Below are 18,362 nucleotides of genomic sequence, written 5' to 3' on the forward strand. Positions count from 1 at the left end.
TTCCTCTCAACCTCCAAATCAGTTATGGGATTGCCTTTATGAAAACTCCATGATGTTTCTAAAAGATGGATTGATTATTTTTTGAGTCTTTGCGGCGGAAAACCTCTGCCACCACAACCAACAGCACGGTACTCACGATCAAAAGCGTCGAGAGTGCATTCACTTCTGGCGAGACGCCTCGTTTGACCAACCCATAAATGTAGAGTGGCAATGTAGTCGAATTCGGACCAGCCACGAAGAACGAAATAATGAAATCGTCCAACGATAGGGTAAACGCCATCAGGAAGCCTGCGATGATCCCTGGCATAATCAGAGGCAACGTCACATAGCGCAATGTCTCCCAAGGAGTTGCTCCCAAATCTTGAGACGCTTCTTCCAGTTCCTTGCCCATATCAGCCAAACGTCCAGAGATAATGACCATCACATACGGCATGCTAAACGTGACATGCGCCAGAATCAGAGTCACTTTCCCCAGCTCCATCTGCACCTGGCTAAACAACACGAGCATAGCCAACCCCATCATGATCTCCGGGATGACGATCGGCAAGTACATCAGCCCGTTAAAGATATTGCTCCAACGAAGCGAATAGTGCTTGACCGCCAGAGCGGCAGCCGTACCCAAAACCGTTGCGATGACGCTGCTGATAACCCCAATCGTCAAACTGTTCATCAGCGCTTGCATGACCTGCCTGTTTTCAAACAAAGAAACGTACCACTTCCACGTAAAACCCGTCCACGTAGCGTTGATCCGTGAATCGTTGAACGAATAAAGGACAAGGATCAAAATTGGCAGATACAAAAAGACCAGCATCAGCCACGAGTATCCAGATAGTGCGTTTCGACGTAATGTTTTCATGCTGATCCCTCCTTTGTCTCGCTCGCTTTGGTAGCGCGGAAATAAAGAAGAATCAACAGCATGGACAATAGCATCAGCACGATGGACAAGGCAGAACCGAACGGCCAGTCACGCGCGGACAAAAATTGATTTTGAATGACGTTTCCGATCAGAGCCGATTTCGCTCCGCCCATCACATCCGGAACGACGAACATCCCGATGGAAGAAACAAAGACGAGGATCGATCCAGTGACGACACCTGTCTTGGTCATCGGCAGAGTCACGTGCCAAAAAGCCTTCCAAGGCGTTGCGCCCAGATCATACGCGGCTTCCAGCTTGCGGCGATCCATTTGCTCCAGCGACACATAAATCGGCAGTACCATGAACGGCATAAGAGTGTACACCATCCCGAGCAGGACAGAGCCCGAATTGTACAGAAGCGGCAGCGGCTCCGAAATAATGCCCAGCGATTGCAGGAACGTATTGATTACGCCTTGCGAACGCAGGATGATTACCCACGCATAGGAACGGACCAAGAAGTTGATCCAAAACGGAATCATCACGAGCAAAAGCCATATTTGCTGAGTCGATTTTTCCAGCCGTGAAATGTAATACGCCAACGGATAGCCGCACAAAATCGAAAAGACAGTTGTTAAAACCGCTACGACCAGCGTATCCCCAAAAATTTGGCCATACAGCGGATCGAAAATACGGATGTAATTGTTCAGCGTAAACTCATAGACAACTTGCCCGTACGTGCCTCTTTTGAGGAAAGACAGTATGGCAATCATAAGCATAGGCAGGACGAAAAGCGCACCCATCCACAAAAGGGCGGGAAGCGCGAGCAGTTTTACCGGCTTCTTGTTTAACAAGGAAGAATCACCTCGTCCGTCTGTGCCCAGCCAATGGCCACTTGATCTCCCACCTGCCAGTCCAGACCGTCACCTGCGTACTGGTGTGCCATTACGGTCATATCCTGCCCCTCAAGGCGGATAAATACCTTGCGCAGATTGCCGAGGAACACCGCGTCAGCAATGGTACCCAGCTTCTTGTGCTTGTCCTTGTCAGAGTCAACCGGGTACAGCTTGATCTTTTCCGGACGTACCGCTGCATTCGTTCCGTTTTCCCGGAAAATGTTGTTTTCCCCAATAAAGGTAGCCACAAACAAGGTTTGCGGGGAGTTGTAAATCTCTGCTGGAGAAGCAATCTGTTCAATTCGTCCCTTGTTCATGACTGCGATTCGATCGGACATCGCCATCGCTTCTTCTTGGTCATGGGTAACGTAAATGAACGTTATCCCTAGGTTTTTCTGCAAGTTTTTCAATTCGAGCTGCAAGCTTTTTCGCAATTGATAGTCCAAAGCACCTAGAGGCTCGTCCAGAAGCAGAACGCGTGGGTTGTTAATAATCGCCCGTGCGATTGCTACGCGTTGCTGTTGTCCGCCAGACAGCTGCTTTGGCGTGCGCTTCCGCAATTCTGTCAGTTGGACATACTGAAGTACTTCCTCCAAACGCTTCTGTTGTTCGGCTGCGTTCACTTTTTTCATTTTCAAACCAAACAGGATGTTTTGTTCCACGGTCATGTGTGGAAACAAAGCATATTGCTGAAACACCATGTTCATATCGCGTTGATACGGCGGCACAGCGCTAAGTGGCTTTTCGTCCAGGAAAATTTCCCCGGTCGTTGGCTGCTCAAATCCAGCAATCATTCGCAGCAGTGTCGTTTTCCCACAGCCACTGGGGCCGAGTAACGTCAAAAACTCCCCTTCTTCAATGGAGAGAGAAAAAGAGGGGACGACGACAGTATCTGCAAATCTCTTTTCAATCGAATCCAGATGTATAATTTTTTTCATTCCGTCATCTCACCATATGTCATTATACTCACAATCTAGGTAACTATATCGTGTATGATACGATTTGTAAACAGTTTCACGAACGATTCCTCCACAAAAACAAACAGAGCCAATGAATAAACATTCGCTCTGTTGTGTATCCTTTTTCTTTTCTCACAAAGACGTGGATTTCGGTTGAGGCGTGTTCTTCTGTTTAAATTTTGCCCCCAGGAAGTTCGTCCCAATCACCCCGATAATAATCATCACTGCGCCAATGAGATGGTAGTATGCCAGTTGTTCCTGCAAAAAGATAACGCCTGCCACGATGGTAACCAGCGTAGACAAATTGTTAAACACGCTGAGTTTGGATGCCTCCATCTTGGACAAGGCAAAGTTGGTCATAAATGACGTCATGAGCGAGGACAGTATCCCCAAAAATACAATCGAGATGATAAAGGCCGAGCTGGCGAAAGGGGCAAAATACGTGGATAAAGTCCCCTCTGTACTATGGCGAATAACAGACCAGCCATTAAAAAACACAAATCCGAGTAACGCCACCATATACGTCATGTCTATATAATGAAAGGACTTGGTCATTTTTCTCGCCAGAACACTATACCCCGCCAAAGAAAACGCGGATAACAGGATGAGAATGGTACCGATACTGCTCCCTGAGCCTGCGCTTACACCCAGCCCCTTCATTGCAAAAATGTACACGACACCTCCGACGGATAAAAGCGTGGACAGCTTTTGCAGCCACGTAGAAGACTCTCCCAAAAAGAATGCCGCCATGATCATGGTAAAAATCGGAACGGTTGCTTGAATAATCCCTGCTTCCGACGAAGTGGTATACACCAGTCCAAACGCCTGAAGGGTAAAGAACAGAATGGGGTACAGCATGGCGAGCGGTATAATCGTGAGCATGTCTTTTGGTTTGATGGACAGCTTGATCCACCCAAACACGATCGGGATGGATGCAGCGATAAATGCCACGGTAAAACGGTGTGCCAAAGTATCAACCGGATTGGTTACAGCAAGTGCCATTTTCAGAAACAAAAACGACAAGCCGGTAATCCCTGCATTCAGTAATGCCGCAAGAATCGCTTTTTGTTGGTCTTTCATCGCATGTATCTCTCCTACTGGGGACTTTTTACAGACGGCCGTCTTAGGTTAATAGTAATGGGGGAGCAATCGTGCTACAATGCAAAAAAGGAGTAACTGTACCGATACAAATTCGGGGGTAAGGGAAGGTTTCTAGATGCACAAATATTTGCAGCTTCAAAATGAACTTGAATCGTTGATTGAAAGCCTCTCCTATCGAGACGGAGACCGACTTCCCTCCATTCGGGAGCTCGCCTCTCGCTACCAATGCAGCAAGAGTACTGTTATCCGCACCTTGGATGAGCTCGAAAAGCGTCATCTCATCTACTCGGTCGACCGAAGTGGCTACTACGTCGTGAAAAAGCAAAGGAAGATACAACCCGCAGATACGTCGACAATCGATTTTGCGACCTCTGCTCCCGATCCTGACCTCTTTCCTTACATCGACTTTCAACATTGCATCAATAAAGCGATTGAAACCTATAAAAACGATCTTTTCATATACGGAACCACCCAAGGCTTGCCATCGCTCATTGCTGTCGTTGCCAAGCTGCTTGGGAATCATCAGGTTTTTACGGACCCGGGCAATATTTTCATTACCTCCGGTGTCCAACAAGCTCTATCCTTGCTATGCAGTCTTCCTTTTCCAAATGGCAAAGAAACGATTCTGATTGAGCAGCCCAGCTACCATCTTTTCATTGAAAGCTTGCAAGTACGCAAGCATCCTGTCGTCGGGATCAAGCGCACTGCCCAAGGAATCGATTTAGAAGAGCTGGAGTCTATTTTCCGCACGGGAGATATCAAGTTTTTCTACACGATGCCTCGCTATCATAGCCCGCTCGGTACGTCGTACAGCCGAAAGGATAAGCAGCGTATTGTGGAGCTTGCCCAGCAGTACGACGTCTATCTCGTAGAAGACGATTACATGGCAGACCTTGAGCATGACAGTAAAGCCGATCCCCTCTTTGCCTATGACCGCTTTTCTCGCACGATTTATGTAAAAAGCTATTCCAAGATTATTTTTCCCGGGCTCCGTCTGGGTGTAGCTGTTATACCGGATGTGCTAAAGGATTCCTTCAACCAACACAAACGACTCATGGATATCGACAGCTCCATGCTATCTCAAGCAGCGCTGGAAATTTACCTAAAAAGCGGAATGTTCGAGCGACACAAGCAAAAAATACGCAGTTCCTATCACCGGCGATCCAACCTGCTGATGGCGTCCTTGAACCATTTTGCGGCGAATGAAGACCATCTGTTCACCTTTCAGCCCCTTGCATACCCAGGGATTCATACGCACATTGTGTTGACCGATTCCATCCCGGTTCCTGCTGTTATCAGCCAGCTCAAAAAACGTTCGATCCTTGTGGATACTGCCGACAAAAATTATTTGGAGGGCTTTCCGCAAGAAAATATGTTGAAGCTGAATGTGTCCTATGCCAAGGAAGCAGTGATTGAGCAAGGGATTGACGTGTTGATGGATGTGTTACGTCGCATGCACCGTTAACCTATCCGCCTTAAGTCGTAGATCAAATCCGACGAGAGTGCGTTTTTGGACAACAACGAAATCTCGATAATGAAGCTATTGAGTGTATTCAAAAAAACCAAGGCGAACGTGAAGAATTGTTGAGTAACCAGAAAACGATCTACATCGTATTATCAGATAGATACAGGAACATGGTTTACCGTTGCATAGTAAGTGAATCCCAATTCAAAAAAATTCGTTCCAAAGTCAGCCAGTTTGAAGTAGAATCGCATCTATACACATAAAATTTACCTGGTACGATCCGACTCGATTGAGTTGATGACTGGCAGTTAACGATAGAATGACAAAGGAGAAATAGATGTTTCAGAACATTTTAGATTTCTTAATGGAATACGGCTATTTGGGAATGTTCATTCATTCTTTTGCAGACGCAGTCATCTTCCCCGTTCCTGCCTTCTTTCTTCAAGTGCCACTCAGCCTCGTTGATCCTTCGCAGGCATTGTGGATTGCAACGGTAGGCTACATTGCTTGTCTCATAGGGACTCCCGTCGGTTATTTAATCGGTAAAGTACTAGGCAAATCCGTTCTGTACAAAATCCTCAAAAAGGAATGGATTGACTCTGCAACAGAGATGTTTCAAAAGAAGGGCGAAGTCGCGATCTTCATCGGTTCGTTTACACCGATTCCGTTTAAAGTATTTACAATCATGTCGGGTTGCTTGAAATTCCCGTTGTGGAAGTTGATCGGGTATGCCGCAATTGGACGGGCTGTCAAATTTTACGCAGTCGGATTCTTGTTTTATTTTTACGGTAAAATGGCGGAAAATATGGTCCATAACGTTTCTCTCTATATCTTTCTCACCGTGGTGCCGCTCATCTTGATCGGGTTATGGGTGAAGAAAATCGTCGCCAAGCGCCGCCAGCTGAAAATTGAAAGTGCTGGCATCAGAAATGGCATCAATGAGAAAGTCATGAATAAATAAGACGATTTCAAAAAGCAAAGAAACCCCGATCGGGGTTTCTTTTTTTACGACTGTTATCCTTTTTTCACACGAATTACATTGTCCTCGACATCAATGACCATAGCTGTCACATTGTCTTCTTCCATCACTAGGTCCGCAATGCCATCCTCGACGTATTGCTGAATCACGCGACGCAATGGACGTGCCCCGAAGGAAGGGTTGTAGCCCAGCTCTGCCAGCTTTTCTTTTGCGGCATCTGTCACGCTGATCTCCATTCCTTGCTCAGACAGATTGCCCTTGACATCTTGCAGCAGCAGATCGACGATTTTGACCAAATCCTGTTTTTCCAGATGGGCAAAGGAGATGATCGAGTCGAAGCGGTTCAGGAACTCCGGCTTGAAGTACGCTCCCAGAGAATCCAGCACGGTAGCAGGCTCAGGCGCCTGTGCTCCAAAGCCAACGGAGATTTTACGCTCGCTCACACCAGCATTGCTCGTCGCAATGATAACCGTCTCCTTAAAATTCACCGTACGGCCTTGACTGTCTGTCAGACGACCATCCTCCAGAATTTGCAGGAACATGTGCATCACGTCTGGGTGTGCTTTTTCAATCTCATCCAGCAGGATAATGCTGTACGGATTGCGGCGTACGCGCTCTGTCAATTGACCTGCTTCTTCATGACCGACGTAGCCAGGAGGAGAACCGATCAATTTGGATACCGAGTGCTTCTCCATGTACTCGCTCATATCAAGGCGGATCATCGAATCGCGGGTACCAAACAGCTCCTCTGCCAGCGCTTTGGACAGCTCTGTTTTCCCTACGCCAGTCGGACCGACGAACAGGAAGGAAGCAATCGGTCTGTTTTTCGGTTTCAGGCCTGCACGACTGCGTCGAATCGCCTTCGCTACTTGTGTGACTGCCTCGGATTGACCAATGACTTTTGCTTCCAAATGGGACGCCAGGTTTTTCATTTTCATCTGCTCATCACTTTGCAGCTTGGTTACCGGAATCCCGGTCTTTTGCTCGATCAAGGCTTGGATGTCTGTGACGTCAACCTGGACGCGTTGCTCCGTGCCTTCGATTTGATCCAGCTTCTCTAAAATACCCGCTTCCTCGTCTCTCAAACGGGCAGCTCGTTCGTATGCTTCTTGCTCCGTCGCTTCTTTTTTCTCCTGATTGATTTGCGCCAGCCGCTCATGCAGCTCTGTCGTATCAACCGCGGAGGATCTCAGGTTCAAGCGCGAGCCCACTTCATCCATGAGATCAATCGCCTTGTCAGGCAAGAATCGATCCTGGATGTAACGATGGGAGTATTCCACGGAGGCACGGATGACATCATCCGAGTAAGCGACTTGGTGGAATGCTTCGTATTTCGGACGCAATCCTTTTAAAATCTCGATGGCTTGTTCTACGGTTGGTTCCTTGACCATAACTGGCTGCAGGCGGCGCTCCAGAGCAGCGTCTTTTTCAATGACGCGATACTCTTTTAGCGTAGTTGCCCCAATCAATTGCAACTCACCGCGAGCCAGTGCAGGCTTCAGGATGTTCCCTGCATCCATGGAGCCTTCCGCAGAGCCTGCTCCCACCAAGAGATGAATCTCATCCACAAACAGGATGACGCTTTTGCGTTTCTGCAGCTCGGCAATTACTTGCTTCATTTTTTCCTCGAACTGTCCGCGTATTCCCGTCCCTGCCACCAGAGAGGCGACATCTAAAATGTACACCTGCTTGTTTTTCAACTTGGTCGGTACTTGCCCTTCCGTAATGCGCAGAGCGAGGCCTTCCGCAATCGCCGTCTTCCCGACGCCTGGCTCCCCGATCAGAACCGGATTGTTTTTGTTGCGTCGGTTCAAAATCTCAATCACACGCTCGATTTCTTGTTCGCGTCCAATCACAGGGTCAATCAGTCCGGCACGTGCCGCATCGTTTAGATTACGGCCCAGGTCATCGAGGATGCCTCCACCGCGCTCTGGTGATTGTTGCTGCGGTTGGCCTGAAGACTTGCCTGGATTCACCCGACCTTGGGCAAAGCCTTGCAGGAACTCATCCAGTCCAGAGAAGGAGGAGAAAGGACTAAAGCCCATGCCCACTCCCATTTTATTAGTTAGCTTTGTTTTGCAATCCTGGCACAGATCGTACTTTTGTTGCTGATTTTGTACACGTATATGAACAGTCACAGTTGCTTCACGTTGTTTGCAGATTTCACAATGCATATTCAATCCCCCCAAAAGCTTTGTTTTGGAATTCAGAAGATCTTTGACCTTTTCTGACCTTCGTTGACTTTATTATAGTTTGACCTTCTTTGACTTTCAAGAGGGATTGTATGGTTTTTTACACTTTGCTCTTTTTCAGGTAGGGAACGATTGAAAGTAACCCGATTACAGCTAAACAAGCACCTACCCACAATGGTGAAACAAGTCCATAGCCACTGCTGATTCCGATCCCACCTAAAGAAGAACCAATGGTAACTCCCAATGTAATAAAGGAAGTATGTACCGTGTTTACCATCGTCCCACTGCCTGCTGTTTTCATAACGCGTGCAATCATGGCCGGATTCATCGCTACGCCCGTCAACCCAATCAGAACAATGGACAGCACTGCGATCCATTTATTTTCGGCACCTACCGCAAACAGAACCAATGCCCCTAGGAGTATGCTTATTCCCGTTACAAGGATTCGCATGGTAAAACGATCGGCAAGTCTGCCAATCACGCTATTTCCGATCACGGTCGCGATACCGTAAAGGGCAAGCAAATACGGGATACTCGCATCCGAAAATGCCGTTACACCGGTAAGAATCGGAGTAAAATAACTAAACGCTGCGAACGTACCACCAATGATCAGCATACTCGTTGCATACGCCGCCCAAAGGTGTGGATTTTGAAAACTGGCAAGCTCATCCTTTCCATTCATCTGGTCTCTTTGTGCAGAGGAAGGGAGCATCCATTGAATCAAGATCCCTGATAATAATACGGCTACCGCAACAGCCCAAAAGCTCATTCTCCAGCCGAAATATTGTGCAATCACGGTTGTCAGAGGGAGCCCGATGACAGTAGCAATCATTAAGCCTGCCAAGACAATCGAAGCAGCCTTTCCCCGTGAATGAGGGGGAACCAAGCTGGCTGAAATACTGACGGAGATACCAAACGCTGCGGATGAAGCGATACCCGTTAGGATACGAGCAAGCATCATCGACTCGTAATTCCAAGCTATTGCCCCTAACGCTTGACCAATAAAGAAGACGGCAACCAAAGAAAGCAGCGCTTGTTTTCGGCGAATATGCAAGAGAGTTGCTGTCAGGACGGGACCTCCTATCACCATTGCCCCCGCATACGCCGTAATGAAATACCCGATGGATGGGATCGACACGCCAAAATCATCGGCAAGTTCATTCATCATCCCAGCCACCATAAATTCAGAAGTCGTCATCGCAAAAATCGCTACCGCTAACAAATAAATAATCGACGGCATTAAGGAACACTCCTTATCTAATTATTGTAACAATCGGTACAAAAATCACTCAAAAAAAGAGCGCATTACGCGCCGAAGATAGATTCTATCGTGCCATTCATGATTTGTTCAGCCAATGTCCGATTCTGTGTGGATGTATTCAACACACGAAAGCCGTAGTAACTGCTTAAAAATAAGCTTGCCAAATCCACCGCAGATCGTTTTTTGGAGATTTCGCCCGTTCGCAAGCCTTCCTCCATCACTTTTTCCATGGTCTGCTTCAGAAGTTCAACATGTCTGGAGACAATTTCTTCAATCTTGGGATCTTCTTTTGCCCGTTCCAATCCCGCATTGATCAGCAAACACCCCTTTGGATTCGTAGATTCAAAGTCTTCCACCAATGCCCAAGCCAAAAAATTTTGCAACCGTTCTTTCACAGAACCCGGACTCTCCAATAATGCCCGCTGTTCACGAAGCCCGGTATCGTGATAGTGTTCCACCACTGCGAGATACAGGTCCTGTTTGCTGCCAAACGTATTGTACAAGCTGCCTTTCCCCAGTCCAGTATCACTGCATAAATCATGTGTAGAACAACCATTGTAGCCTTTTGACCAAAATGTTTTCATAGCCACATCTACGATGGACGCGTAATCAAAATCACGAGGTCTGCCGCGTTTGCTCACCGGAATCCTCCTTTCGTTTCCAACTGTTATGGAAATCTTACACATTTTGTACCGCTCGGTCAACAAATGAACTATCCGCAACTGTAACTACGCATAAAGAAAAAACCTATTTTGAAAATCATTTCTCAAAATAGGCTTGCTCATTGATTATATTCTCTCTAAATCAGTTACTGTTTTTTCGTTTACTTGATCTCCAGTATTCAGCGTCGACTTTGGTTCAAGCAATAATACATGAACCTCTTCCTCTGCAACTGGCATATGCTCTACCCCTTTTGGAACAATGACAAATTCCCCTTCGTTTAACCAAATATCTTTATCCCGAAACTTGATAAGCAGTTTCCCTTTCACTACTAAAAACATTTCATCCTCATTTTCATGCTGATGCCAGACAAACTCTCCTTTTAATTTGACTAGCTTTACATAGGAGTCATTGATTTCTCCTGCAATTTTGGGACTCCAATGCTCATCGAATAACGAAAATTTTTCAGCTAAATTGACCTTTTCCACCATTTTCCCCTCCATTAAAAAGAGTATGCCTGTACTTCATCAAAAGTAGGCAGGGATGGCTGCGCACCATTCCTTGTAACGACAATCGCTGCGACTTTGCTGGCGAAAGTGGCCGCTTCGGTTTCGGTCATTCCTTGTGTGATCCCAACCGCAAAAGCTGCCGTAAATGAATCGCCTGCCGCAGTTGTATCCACTGGCTCTACGCGGAAAGCAGGGATATGGGTCGCCTTATCGGCGGTGACTAAGAGAGCGCCCTTTTCCCCCAACGTCACGATGACGCGCTTTGGTCCACCAGACAAAAGCTTTTTGGCAGCAGCATGCACTTCGTCTATCGTGGATACAGGCATTCCTGTGAGAATAGAAAGCTCTGTTTCATTTGGGGTTAAGGTATGTACATGAGTTAATAGCTCGCTGGATAGCTTGCGTGCAGGTGCCGGATTTAAAATGACCAGCTTGCCGAGTCGAGCCGCCTCTTTGACTGTATATTCCACGACAGGCATCGGGATTTCCAATTGGAGCAATACGACGTCGCTGTCCTTTAAAATAGACAAATGGTCTGCAATATGCTCTGTGCTGACGAGCGCATTCGCTCCTGGAACAAGCACGATGTTATTTTCCCCATCGTCACTTACATTGATAAAAGCCATGCCTGTCGTACCTGAGCATTTGATCCCCTCTATGTGAACGTGCGCATCTGTTAGCCCTCCCAGCATAACTCGGCCGTTCTCATCCTCTCCTACCATTCCAATCATGGAGACATGCCCACCCAGGCGAGACGCTGCTACCGCCTGATTCGCTCCCTTTCCACCCGGGATCAGCTCGAAGTGATGGCTTGCGATCGTTTCTCCTGCTTTGGGTAAATGATGTACATGGGTTACGAGATCCATATTGATGCTTCCTACTACTGCGATTTTCACGACGAGCCCTCCTAGCTAATCTCGAACATGATGATTCGGTCGGTTACAAAATAGTGCTTTTCATTCAAGAAGTCAACGTATTTTCTCGGGATTGTTCCTAAGACTTGGAGCATAGCACATCTATTCGATATAATGAACCAATCTTCTATCATCCGGAGGTAACCAGATGGAGCCGATTATCCAACATCCTTGGAACATTGATGAGCAAGAGGCCATCAACTTACAACGACAGCTAGCCCAGCAAGTAAAAAAAGAAGATCAACTAGCGGACGTACGCTTTATCGCCGGGGTAGATGTCGCTTATCATGCCGAGTCTGATTTGTTAGTTGCTGGTGTCTTGATCCTCGACGCCACTTCCCTGCAAGTCGTCGAGTCTGTCGTCATTCAAGACACCGTCGAATTCCCGTATATTCCCGGCTTATTCTCTTTTCGAGAGCTGCCTCCGTTGGTACGTGCATTCAAGGGGCTCAAAACAACACCACAGCTCGTCGTCTGCGATGGGCAAGGAATCGCTCACCCGCGAAGATTCGGACTCGCCAGTCATTTGGGCGTCCTGTTTGACATTCCTACCATTGGTTGTGGAAAAACGAGACTGCTAGGAGAATACGAAGAACCAGCACAGGTAAGAGGTGCGTATTCCCCTTTGCTCGATCAGGGTGAAATCATCGGCGGAGTCTTGCGCACACAACCGAATATCAAACCGATATTCGTCTCAATCGGGCACGGAATCTCTTTGCCAACCGCATGCGCATGGATCACCACGCTCTCACCCAAATATCGTTTGCCCGAAACCACACGCCAAGCGGATCAACTCGTGAATAAAGTATCAGCGGAGTTAAATAGCAGCCGCTAATGGAGTGTCGGCCATACATTCACATCGTGCTCGTCCAGAACTGCTTCAATCTGATCTCCTTGGAAAACGACAATGTAGCCTCGTGGCAGAGCCATCGCCTGCAAAAGAGAGGGACGTAGCTCTAGCAGTTGGTAAACGTAGTATGACTTTAGCTGGTCACTGTCTACTTCGCCTTCCACAGGCCCAAGATACCACCCGGAGTCACCTTTTCGAACATCCTCTGCACGCTGCAAATAGACGTGTTCTTGTTCAAATGCACCTTTTGCCACCACAATTTTATCTTGGAACAAAGCAGCTTCCCCTTCTGCTCGCACCGTTTGCAAGCAGTTGTTTTGCGCCATTTGCACGACCAAGGACACAGTCAGGTCAGAAGTTGTTTCGGAAAAAGGGTTCGCCCCGTAGTCGGGTGCCATGATCTCCATACACCCATCCCGTTCGAAAACCAGCAGGATGGTCCATCCTACCTGAATTTTCGCACCGTTCTTGATCGGACCCATCTCGTCTTCTACATCAGAGAATACGTCCAACAGAAAGTCTGCTTGCTTCACCAAAAAATCTTGGCAGGTCACGACAAATGTACGGTTATGAATCTGTTTGGAGCGTTGGCAGAGTCGGGTCTCTTTCTCAACTGACATGTACCTCTCCCTTTCTGCATGATCGGAATTGCTACTATCTTCAGGATAACACGAATAGGAGAAAACCTCCGTGTAAAAAAACAAGGCATGTTCCTCCTCGGTGATTCGAGTTGGAATATGCCTTGTAGTGGCCTTTGTATCGTCCCTTATTGCCCTTCCATGCCGATTAAAATAAACGTGATAATTGCGGTTATCGTACCAAATACGAAATATAAACCAAAAAGAATCGCCATTAACAACAAGCCGGCTTTTGCCCAGTTTTTACGATTCAGATTCCCATCTGAACCAAAAGCCCACACAAATAACAAAACAATATTCGCGATCGGAATCATCATGAACAACGAGACGATTATCCAATCTTTCATCGTCATGACCTTTTCGTTTTCCGCTACGCTTCCTTCCACATGCGTTTGGTGATCCATTCTATACCCTCCAGATTTTTTGCCAATCCACCGTTCTCGCTATTGTTCAACCGATGCTCCAATGAATGCCAAGATCAGAATAAAAAAGAATACGCATAAGTACAACCCGATGCAAACGCCCATAATCAGCAAGTTCGCTTTTGCCCAGTTCTTTCTGTTTAGATTGCCTTCACTGCCAAATGCCCAAACGAAATACATCACGAGATTGACCACGGGCACCATCATAATTAAAAAAGTAATCAACCATTCCTTGACCGACATGACCCGCTCATTTTCAGGCACGCTCACTTGCATTTGCTGTTGATGTTGCTGCTGTTCCAATTGGAAACCTCCCTGTTCTGTCATGATCAAACGTTCTCTACCCGCAGCGTGCGAATCAGCGCATGGGCCAAAGGCTGCCACACGAGCACTTCCTCAGACTCAAAATGAAAACTCCCGAGAAGTGCCCGCCCGTTTACTGATGTCGCGAACAAGATTTGATAGTAGGTTTTGTCCTCGACCGGGATAATGAATTCGCTGCAGGCAACTCTGCATCCATTCAGCTCGATCAGCTCATGATGTACAACCTGCAAGCCTGCCTGCGCCTTTTTGACTTGTGCTGTCATCGCCTGCACAAACGTTTCCACGCCGCTCATCGGCAACGGATGTGCCATATGATTCATGCCAAGCATGACCGCGCTCTCTTCCTCTTTATAGGAAATCTGCTCGTGCTGAGAATTCCCTGCGCTATTTGACCCGCGTCCCCTCGGTATGAACTGCATCGATCGGGGCAGCTGAATGCCAAGCTGCCCGTCAAAGAGGATATTCTCCGCGAATTCGAACCTGCGTCCTTCGTACTCCAGGCAGCCTTTTCGCACGCCATCCAGACACTCGGCAAGCGTCAATTTCACCTGTTGTTCTTCCATTTCAGCGAGTTGACGCCGTGCCTGGATACTGTTCCATACATCCAAAATCTTTTCATCCCAGTAGATCGTCATAGCTCCCTCCGCAGTGCCTGCTCTACTTTTTGCAAAACAAATCCGTTCAAGCTTCTGCGAAGGAAGCTTTCCGCAGCATCCAGACTCACCACGATATACGGCTCCAAGATCCCTTGAACTTTAAAGAAATGATGTGCCTTTATCTTATCGGTATCTAATACAAGTCTCTTTACCGTTCCATTCAAATGAAACGCAGTCTCCATGGAAAGGCAATCTACAGCAGGTACTTGCATGACCCAGTAGACGTTTCGCAGGTTGGTTTCACTGTCAATCAAATCGACGCGCTTCCATTGTACGCTCGGATTGTATTTGGCAGTAATGGTTTTCATCCGCTCCGAAATCATCGGCAGTGGCTTTTCCAACCAATCTGTGTAGGCGTGGGTACCATCCGCGTTGACCTCAAGAACGGATATCGGCGGGAGTTGCTCGAAGGTGTTTTCCTTTTGCAGCCCCAGACCCGCTGGTACAACCTTTTGAGCGATTCGACTGTCATCTGCTAGCAAATAATAATCGCGCATGTCATCCCGCCTCCTTTATTCCGTTTTCCACTCAATCTGCTGCATCTGTGCTTCACTCAACGCAAAACGCCCACGATCCTTTTCGAAAAAAACGGTATTTTGCATATTCGCTCCATGAAAATTCGCATGATACAGACGAGAATGGCGAAAATCCGCTCCTTGCAAATCAGCATAAGCAAATTGGACACCGAGTAAGCCCGGTACACGATGCAGCTCGTCCGCACTGACTCCTTGTCCTTCGGCATAAGAGAAGATGGCTCCACTCAAGTCAGCATGACGAAAATCGGCATCACAAAGAAGCGAATGACTGAAATCTGTGCGTTGAAGCTTGCTCTTTACCCATCTTGTTCCGAATAGGACACACTCACGGAACTGACTGTCTGCAAAATTACTGCCGCTAAAATCGCAATAGCGCAAATCTAATGCTTCTACCATGCTTCGCGGCAAATCCATGTAGGCGAATGTTTCATGGGTGCAAAACGTTCCTTTCGGTTGCCCAAGCAAGCTTCTACTCTCCTTCTCCTCCCGCTTGTTCCGCTCATCTACGTACACCACTTCACTGATGTCTTTGAATTCCCCCACTCGTATGTACAGACGATCTGCTTTCCTAATCTGTTGGTACTCAGGCAGCTTAATGAGCTCCGGAATCGCTACTCGGGCAAGCGCTGTGACAAACTGACCGAATAGCTCCATTTCCTTTAGCACCATATACTCCACATCAGCAGCGTGTATGATCCCCATGTACATTTTTCGGCGTTCGTCCAGTAGCGAAATGAGCTTGGAAGCCTCTTGCAAAGCCCATGCTGAATTGTAACGTGCATAGCATTCCACTGGCTCCCAGTACCATTGCTCCGTATAAGCCTCTATCAAAAGTGTGTACGTGCCATCCAATACGGTTGTCCGCAGCAATGAGTAGTGAATAAAACCGACAGGGGGTAGCTCCTCGTTGCTCTGCATGAACTCAATATGCAGAAGCATTTGCCGAAAAGACTCCACGAACTCCCGGACGAGCTGTTCCTTGTTTTGCTGGAAATAGCGCTCGGTTGCGGCTATGCTTTCAGCCAGTGCTGGCCGGAAGGTGTTATCGTTCAAATGCTGGAGCGCTTCCTCTTTCTTCATCGATGCAAGTGCCCCCTAGTTCATCTTGATTTCCGAACCTTTCAGCTCGATCTTGTCTTCCAGTTTGATCGTATTTCCTTTTCCACTCAGCTCTATTTTATCGGCACTAATATGAAGAGAAGCAGCTGATAGCTTCATGTCCTTATCCGCCGTTATATTCACGTTCTGGCTACTCTTGATATCGATTCCACTCGTATCACTAATCGTGATCGACATATCTCCTGTCGTGATCACAATTTTATCAGGAGCCAGCACGATTTCCTTGCCATATTTGGTACGAAACGTCTTTACAGCAGGGTCCTTCATCCGGTCTCCACCACCACCTCCACCCCCACCTGCATTGCTTTTCGGTGTGGCTTTCTTTTTGGGAGATGGCTTGTCATCGTCTGGGATTTCCTTGAGAACAGAGCTGATCGCGATACCGTCCTCTTCTTTTTTGCTCGGGAAATAAATCCGAATCTGGTCGTTCAGCTCTGGCATGACGTACCATCCGGTTTGATCCTCGGAGGCATAAATGGTGGAGTAAGGGAACCAGTATGCCGTACTCTGATCCTGCTGATCATCCATGTCCAGCTTGGCCCGCACATTGTCTTTCTGGACTTGCAGCACCCGGCCTTGGATGGACGCCCCGATGATCGCATGGTTATACTGTTTTTTTCGCGCCAGACCTAGCCGCGGATAAAGCTTGTATGTGTGCGTGACAATGCCTTCCTTCATCTCTGTGACCGCTTCTCCGACGACAAGTGGTCTGGATTTGAAATTCACCTCATTGCCTACCTCCAGCACTCGTTCGCTCTGCACTTCATACACGGTATAGTCCTGGTCATCGATTCCCGGAACCTTGTTCTCCGCATCACTCTGATAATCCCCGACACGCTTGTGCACCGTATAATGACTAACGGCCAGCTTTCCTTTATCTTGACCTTTTGGCAAACCGAAGTAAAACTTGGGAATGTCAAAAGCCGTTGTCGGGATCAAACCTGTATAAAAACGCGATGCCATCCTCTTCAGAAACTGCCAATCGGTTTCCTCATACTGCATCACAAAAGTATTCAAAGCTTTGCCGTTCGTAACTGAGTCAATAAAGTCAGCTTTTCCGTACCCGGACAGCACCGTTTTCACGAGCCCCGCATAAGTCATCGCCGGGTTTTGAAACGAACGTTTTCTCGTTTTGACATCCAACAAATACGTATGAGAAATAGCCTCCAGCGACAAGTAATAAATATCGCGAACCGCTTTGACATGGACGCGCAAAACGATGCCCTGGAACCATGTTTTCGGCTTGCCCGATTCATCAGCCAGTGCCACGCTGATCAGTGTTTGCGCATTTGTCTGGTTCACGTAGCTATCTTTTCGCTCTTCAGAAATGATCCCCGTGATCGTCAGTCGCGCGTGCTCGTTCATCTTTTTCACGACTTTCATCGTTTGCAAATGCGTAAACTCATAGGGTGAAACTTGTATATCTCCATAAGTGAGTGTTCGATTGCTCATGGTATCCCCTCCCTGCCAGATGAATCCCCCTCCTCCGATGCTCCTAGGGAAATAGATTCACCTTTCCAAATAAGACCATTATTTTACATACAATCTTACAATCGGTATTATTTGGGATTTTTTGAATGGGTCGTTAGTCCTGAATGATATGATTTTGAGGCAAGGAGAGGGGCTTTGTACCTTTAATATCCCTTAAAATCGTCGCAGACCCTTGAATTCGTTTCCTATTTATTCATAACGGCTTCCTGCAATTAAAATGGTAGCAAACAAATTCCAATCTACACCTTCAAGATCAGCTAACATATTATCACAATCCTCAATCCATGATTCCATCCCACTTAGGAACTCTTCAAGGGACATATTCGCCCACTCTTTTTTATTTTGCTGATAATCCTTAATCAAATGAGAAATGAATTGAACCATATCCTCTCTACTCTCAACCGTACTCGCTCTCTCAAGAATATCCATGTGAAACTCCTCCCACCCCATGTCTTTATCTTCCATTTTATTATAGATGTTTTAACGGAGCTTGAAGAATTGGGGAATGAAAAAAGCCCGCTGGCGTGCAACGGACTT

General features: G+C 47.2%; 20 protein-coding genes. 3 read left to right on the forward strand and 17 right to left on the reverse strand.

Going from position 1 to position 18,362, the window contains the following annotated elements; genetic code table 11:
• Positions 1–58: 58 nt before the first annotated feature.
• The 4 genes from HP567_RS24745 to HP567_RS24760 form a co-directional block, all read right to left on the reverse strand.
• Positions 59–856 (reverse strand): ABC transporter permease, encoded by a 798-nt coding sequence (locus HP567_RS24745; RefSeq protein WP_173610780.1) that lies wholly within the window; start codon positions 854–856, stop codon positions 59–61.
• Positions 853–1,656, reverse strand: a complete 804-nt coding sequence (locus HP567_RS24750) for an ABC transporter permease (protein WP_047072025.1) — start codon at positions 1,654–1,656, stop codon at positions 853–855. Before HP567_RS24750 ends, HP567_RS24745 begins: the two co-directional genes overlap by 4 nt.
• A 44-nt stretch (positions 1,657–1,700) precedes the next feature.
• Positions 1,701–2,687 carry an ABC transporter ATP-binding protein gene (locus HP567_RS24755; RefSeq protein ID WP_173610779.1) on the reverse strand — a complete coding sequence of 329 codons (987 nt, stop codon included), beginning with the start codon at positions 2,685–2,687 and terminating at the stop codon, positions 1,701–1,703.
• A 153-nt stretch (positions 2,688–2,840) separates the two neighbouring features.
• Positions 2,841–3,788, reverse strand: coding sequence for a DMT family transporter (locus HP567_RS24760; protein ID WP_173610778.1), 948 nt, complete (start codon positions 3,786–3,788; stop codon positions 2,841–2,843).
• Positions 3,789–3,924: 136 nt separating this feature from the next.
• Between HP567_RS24760 and HP567_RS24765 the strand changes: the two genes are divergently transcribed.
• Entirely contained in the window at positions 3,925–5,274 is a 1,350-nt protein-coding gene (locus HP567_RS24765; protein WP_173610777.1) for an aminotransferase-like domain-containing protein, read from the forward strand.
• 337 nt (positions 5,275–5,611) lie between these two features.
• On the forward strand, positions 5,612–6,235 hold the full coding sequence (locus tag HP567_RS24770) for a YqaA family protein (protein WP_173610776.1): 624 nt from the start codon (positions 5,612–5,614) through the stop codon (positions 6,233–6,235).
• Positions 6,236–6,288: 53 nt separating this feature from the next.
• Here HP567_RS24770 and HP567_RS24775 read toward each other — a convergent pair whose 3' ends face one another.
• From HP567_RS24775 to rbsK, 5 genes are all read right to left on the reverse strand, one after another.
• Positions 6,289–8,427: an ATP-dependent Clp protease ATP-binding subunit gene (locus HP567_RS24775; RefSeq protein WP_173610775.1), complete on the reverse strand. Its 2,139-nt coding sequence runs from the start codon at positions 8,425–8,427 to the stop codon at positions 6,289–6,291.
• 118 nt (positions 8,428–8,545) lie between these two features.
• Entirely contained in the window at positions 8,546–9,685 is a 1,140-nt protein-coding gene (locus HP567_RS24780; protein WP_173610774.1) for an MFS transporter, read from the reverse strand.
• A 65-nt stretch (positions 9,686–9,750) separates the two neighbouring features.
• On the reverse strand, positions 9,751–10,347 hold the full coding sequence (locus tag HP567_RS24785) for a TetR/AcrR family transcriptional regulator (RefSeq protein ID WP_173610773.1): 597 nt from the start codon (positions 10,345–10,347) through the stop codon (positions 9,751–9,753).
• Positions 10,348–10,494: 147 nt separating this feature from the next.
• Positions 10,495–10,857, reverse strand: coding sequence for a cupin domain-containing protein (locus HP567_RS24790; RefSeq protein WP_217367201.1), 363 nt, complete (start codon positions 10,855–10,857; stop codon positions 10,495–10,497).
• Positions 10,858–10,868: 11 nt separating this feature from the next.
• Entirely contained in the window at positions 10,869–11,771 is a 903-nt protein-coding gene (gene rbsK / locus HP567_RS24795) for a ribokinase (protein WP_173610772.1), read from the reverse strand.
• A 166-nt stretch (positions 11,772–11,937) separates the two neighbouring features.
• Between rbsK and nfi the strand changes: the two genes are divergently transcribed.
• Positions 11,938–12,624 carry a deoxyribonuclease V gene (gene nfi / locus HP567_RS24800; protein ID WP_173610771.1) on the forward strand — a complete coding sequence of 229 codons (687 nt, stop codon included), beginning with the start codon at positions 11,938–11,940 and terminating at the stop codon, positions 12,622–12,624.
• Here nfi and HP567_RS24805 read toward each other — a convergent pair.
• From HP567_RS24805 to HP567_RS24840, 8 genes are all read right to left on the reverse strand, one after another.
• The gene (locus HP567_RS24805) at positions 12,621–13,259 is read right to left on the reverse strand and encodes an immunity protein Imm33 domain-containing protein (RefSeq protein WP_173610770.1); all 639 of its coding nucleotides are present in this window, start codon (positions 13,257–13,259) and stop codon (positions 12,621–12,623) included. The two genes, nfi and HP567_RS24805, sit on opposite strands and share 4 nt — an antisense overlap.
• A 146-nt stretch (positions 13,260–13,405) precedes the next feature.
• Entirely contained in the window at positions 13,406–13,681 is a 276-nt protein-coding gene (locus HP567_RS24810; RefSeq protein ID WP_173610769.1) for a hypothetical protein, read from the reverse strand.
• A 39-nt stretch (positions 13,682–13,720) separates the two neighbouring features.
• The gene (locus tag HP567_RS24815; protein ID WP_229088133.1) at positions 13,721–14,002 is read right to left on the reverse strand and encodes a hypothetical protein; all 282 of its coding nucleotides are present in this window, start codon (positions 14,000–14,002) and stop codon (positions 13,721–13,723) included.
• A gap of 26 nt (positions 14,003–14,028) precedes the next feature.
• Positions 14,029–14,658, reverse strand: coding sequence for a hypothetical protein (locus HP567_RS24820; protein ID WP_173610767.1), 630 nt, complete (start codon positions 14,656–14,658; stop codon positions 14,029–14,031).
• Entirely contained in the window at positions 14,655–15,176 is a 522-nt protein-coding gene (locus tag HP567_RS24825) for an imm11 family protein (protein WP_173610766.1), read from the reverse strand. Before HP567_RS24825 ends, HP567_RS24820 begins: the two co-directional genes overlap by 4 nt.
• A 15-nt stretch (positions 15,177–15,191) precedes the next feature.
• Positions 15,192–16,295 (reverse strand): pentapeptide repeat-containing protein, encoded by a 1,104-nt coding sequence (locus tag HP567_RS24830; protein ID WP_173610765.1) that lies wholly within the window; start codon positions 16,293–16,295, stop codon positions 15,192–15,194.
• A 15-nt stretch (positions 16,296–16,310) separates the two neighbouring features.
• On the reverse strand, positions 16,311–17,786 hold the full coding sequence (locus HP567_RS24835) for a contractile injection system protein, VgrG/Pvc8 family (protein ID WP_173610764.1): 1,476 nt from the start codon (positions 17,784–17,786) through the stop codon (positions 16,311–16,313).
• 228 nt (positions 17,787–18,014) lie between these two features.
• Positions 18,015–18,254 (reverse strand): DUF7660 family protein, encoded by a 240-nt coding sequence (locus HP567_RS24840; protein ID WP_173610763.1) that lies wholly within the window; start codon positions 18,252–18,254, stop codon positions 18,015–18,017.
• Positions 18,255–18,362 lie beyond the last annotated feature (108 nt).

Source organism: Brevibacillus sp. M2.1A, assembly GCF_013284355.2.
Lineage (GTDB): Bacteria > Bacillota > Bacilli > Brevibacillales > Brevibacillaceae > Brevibacillus.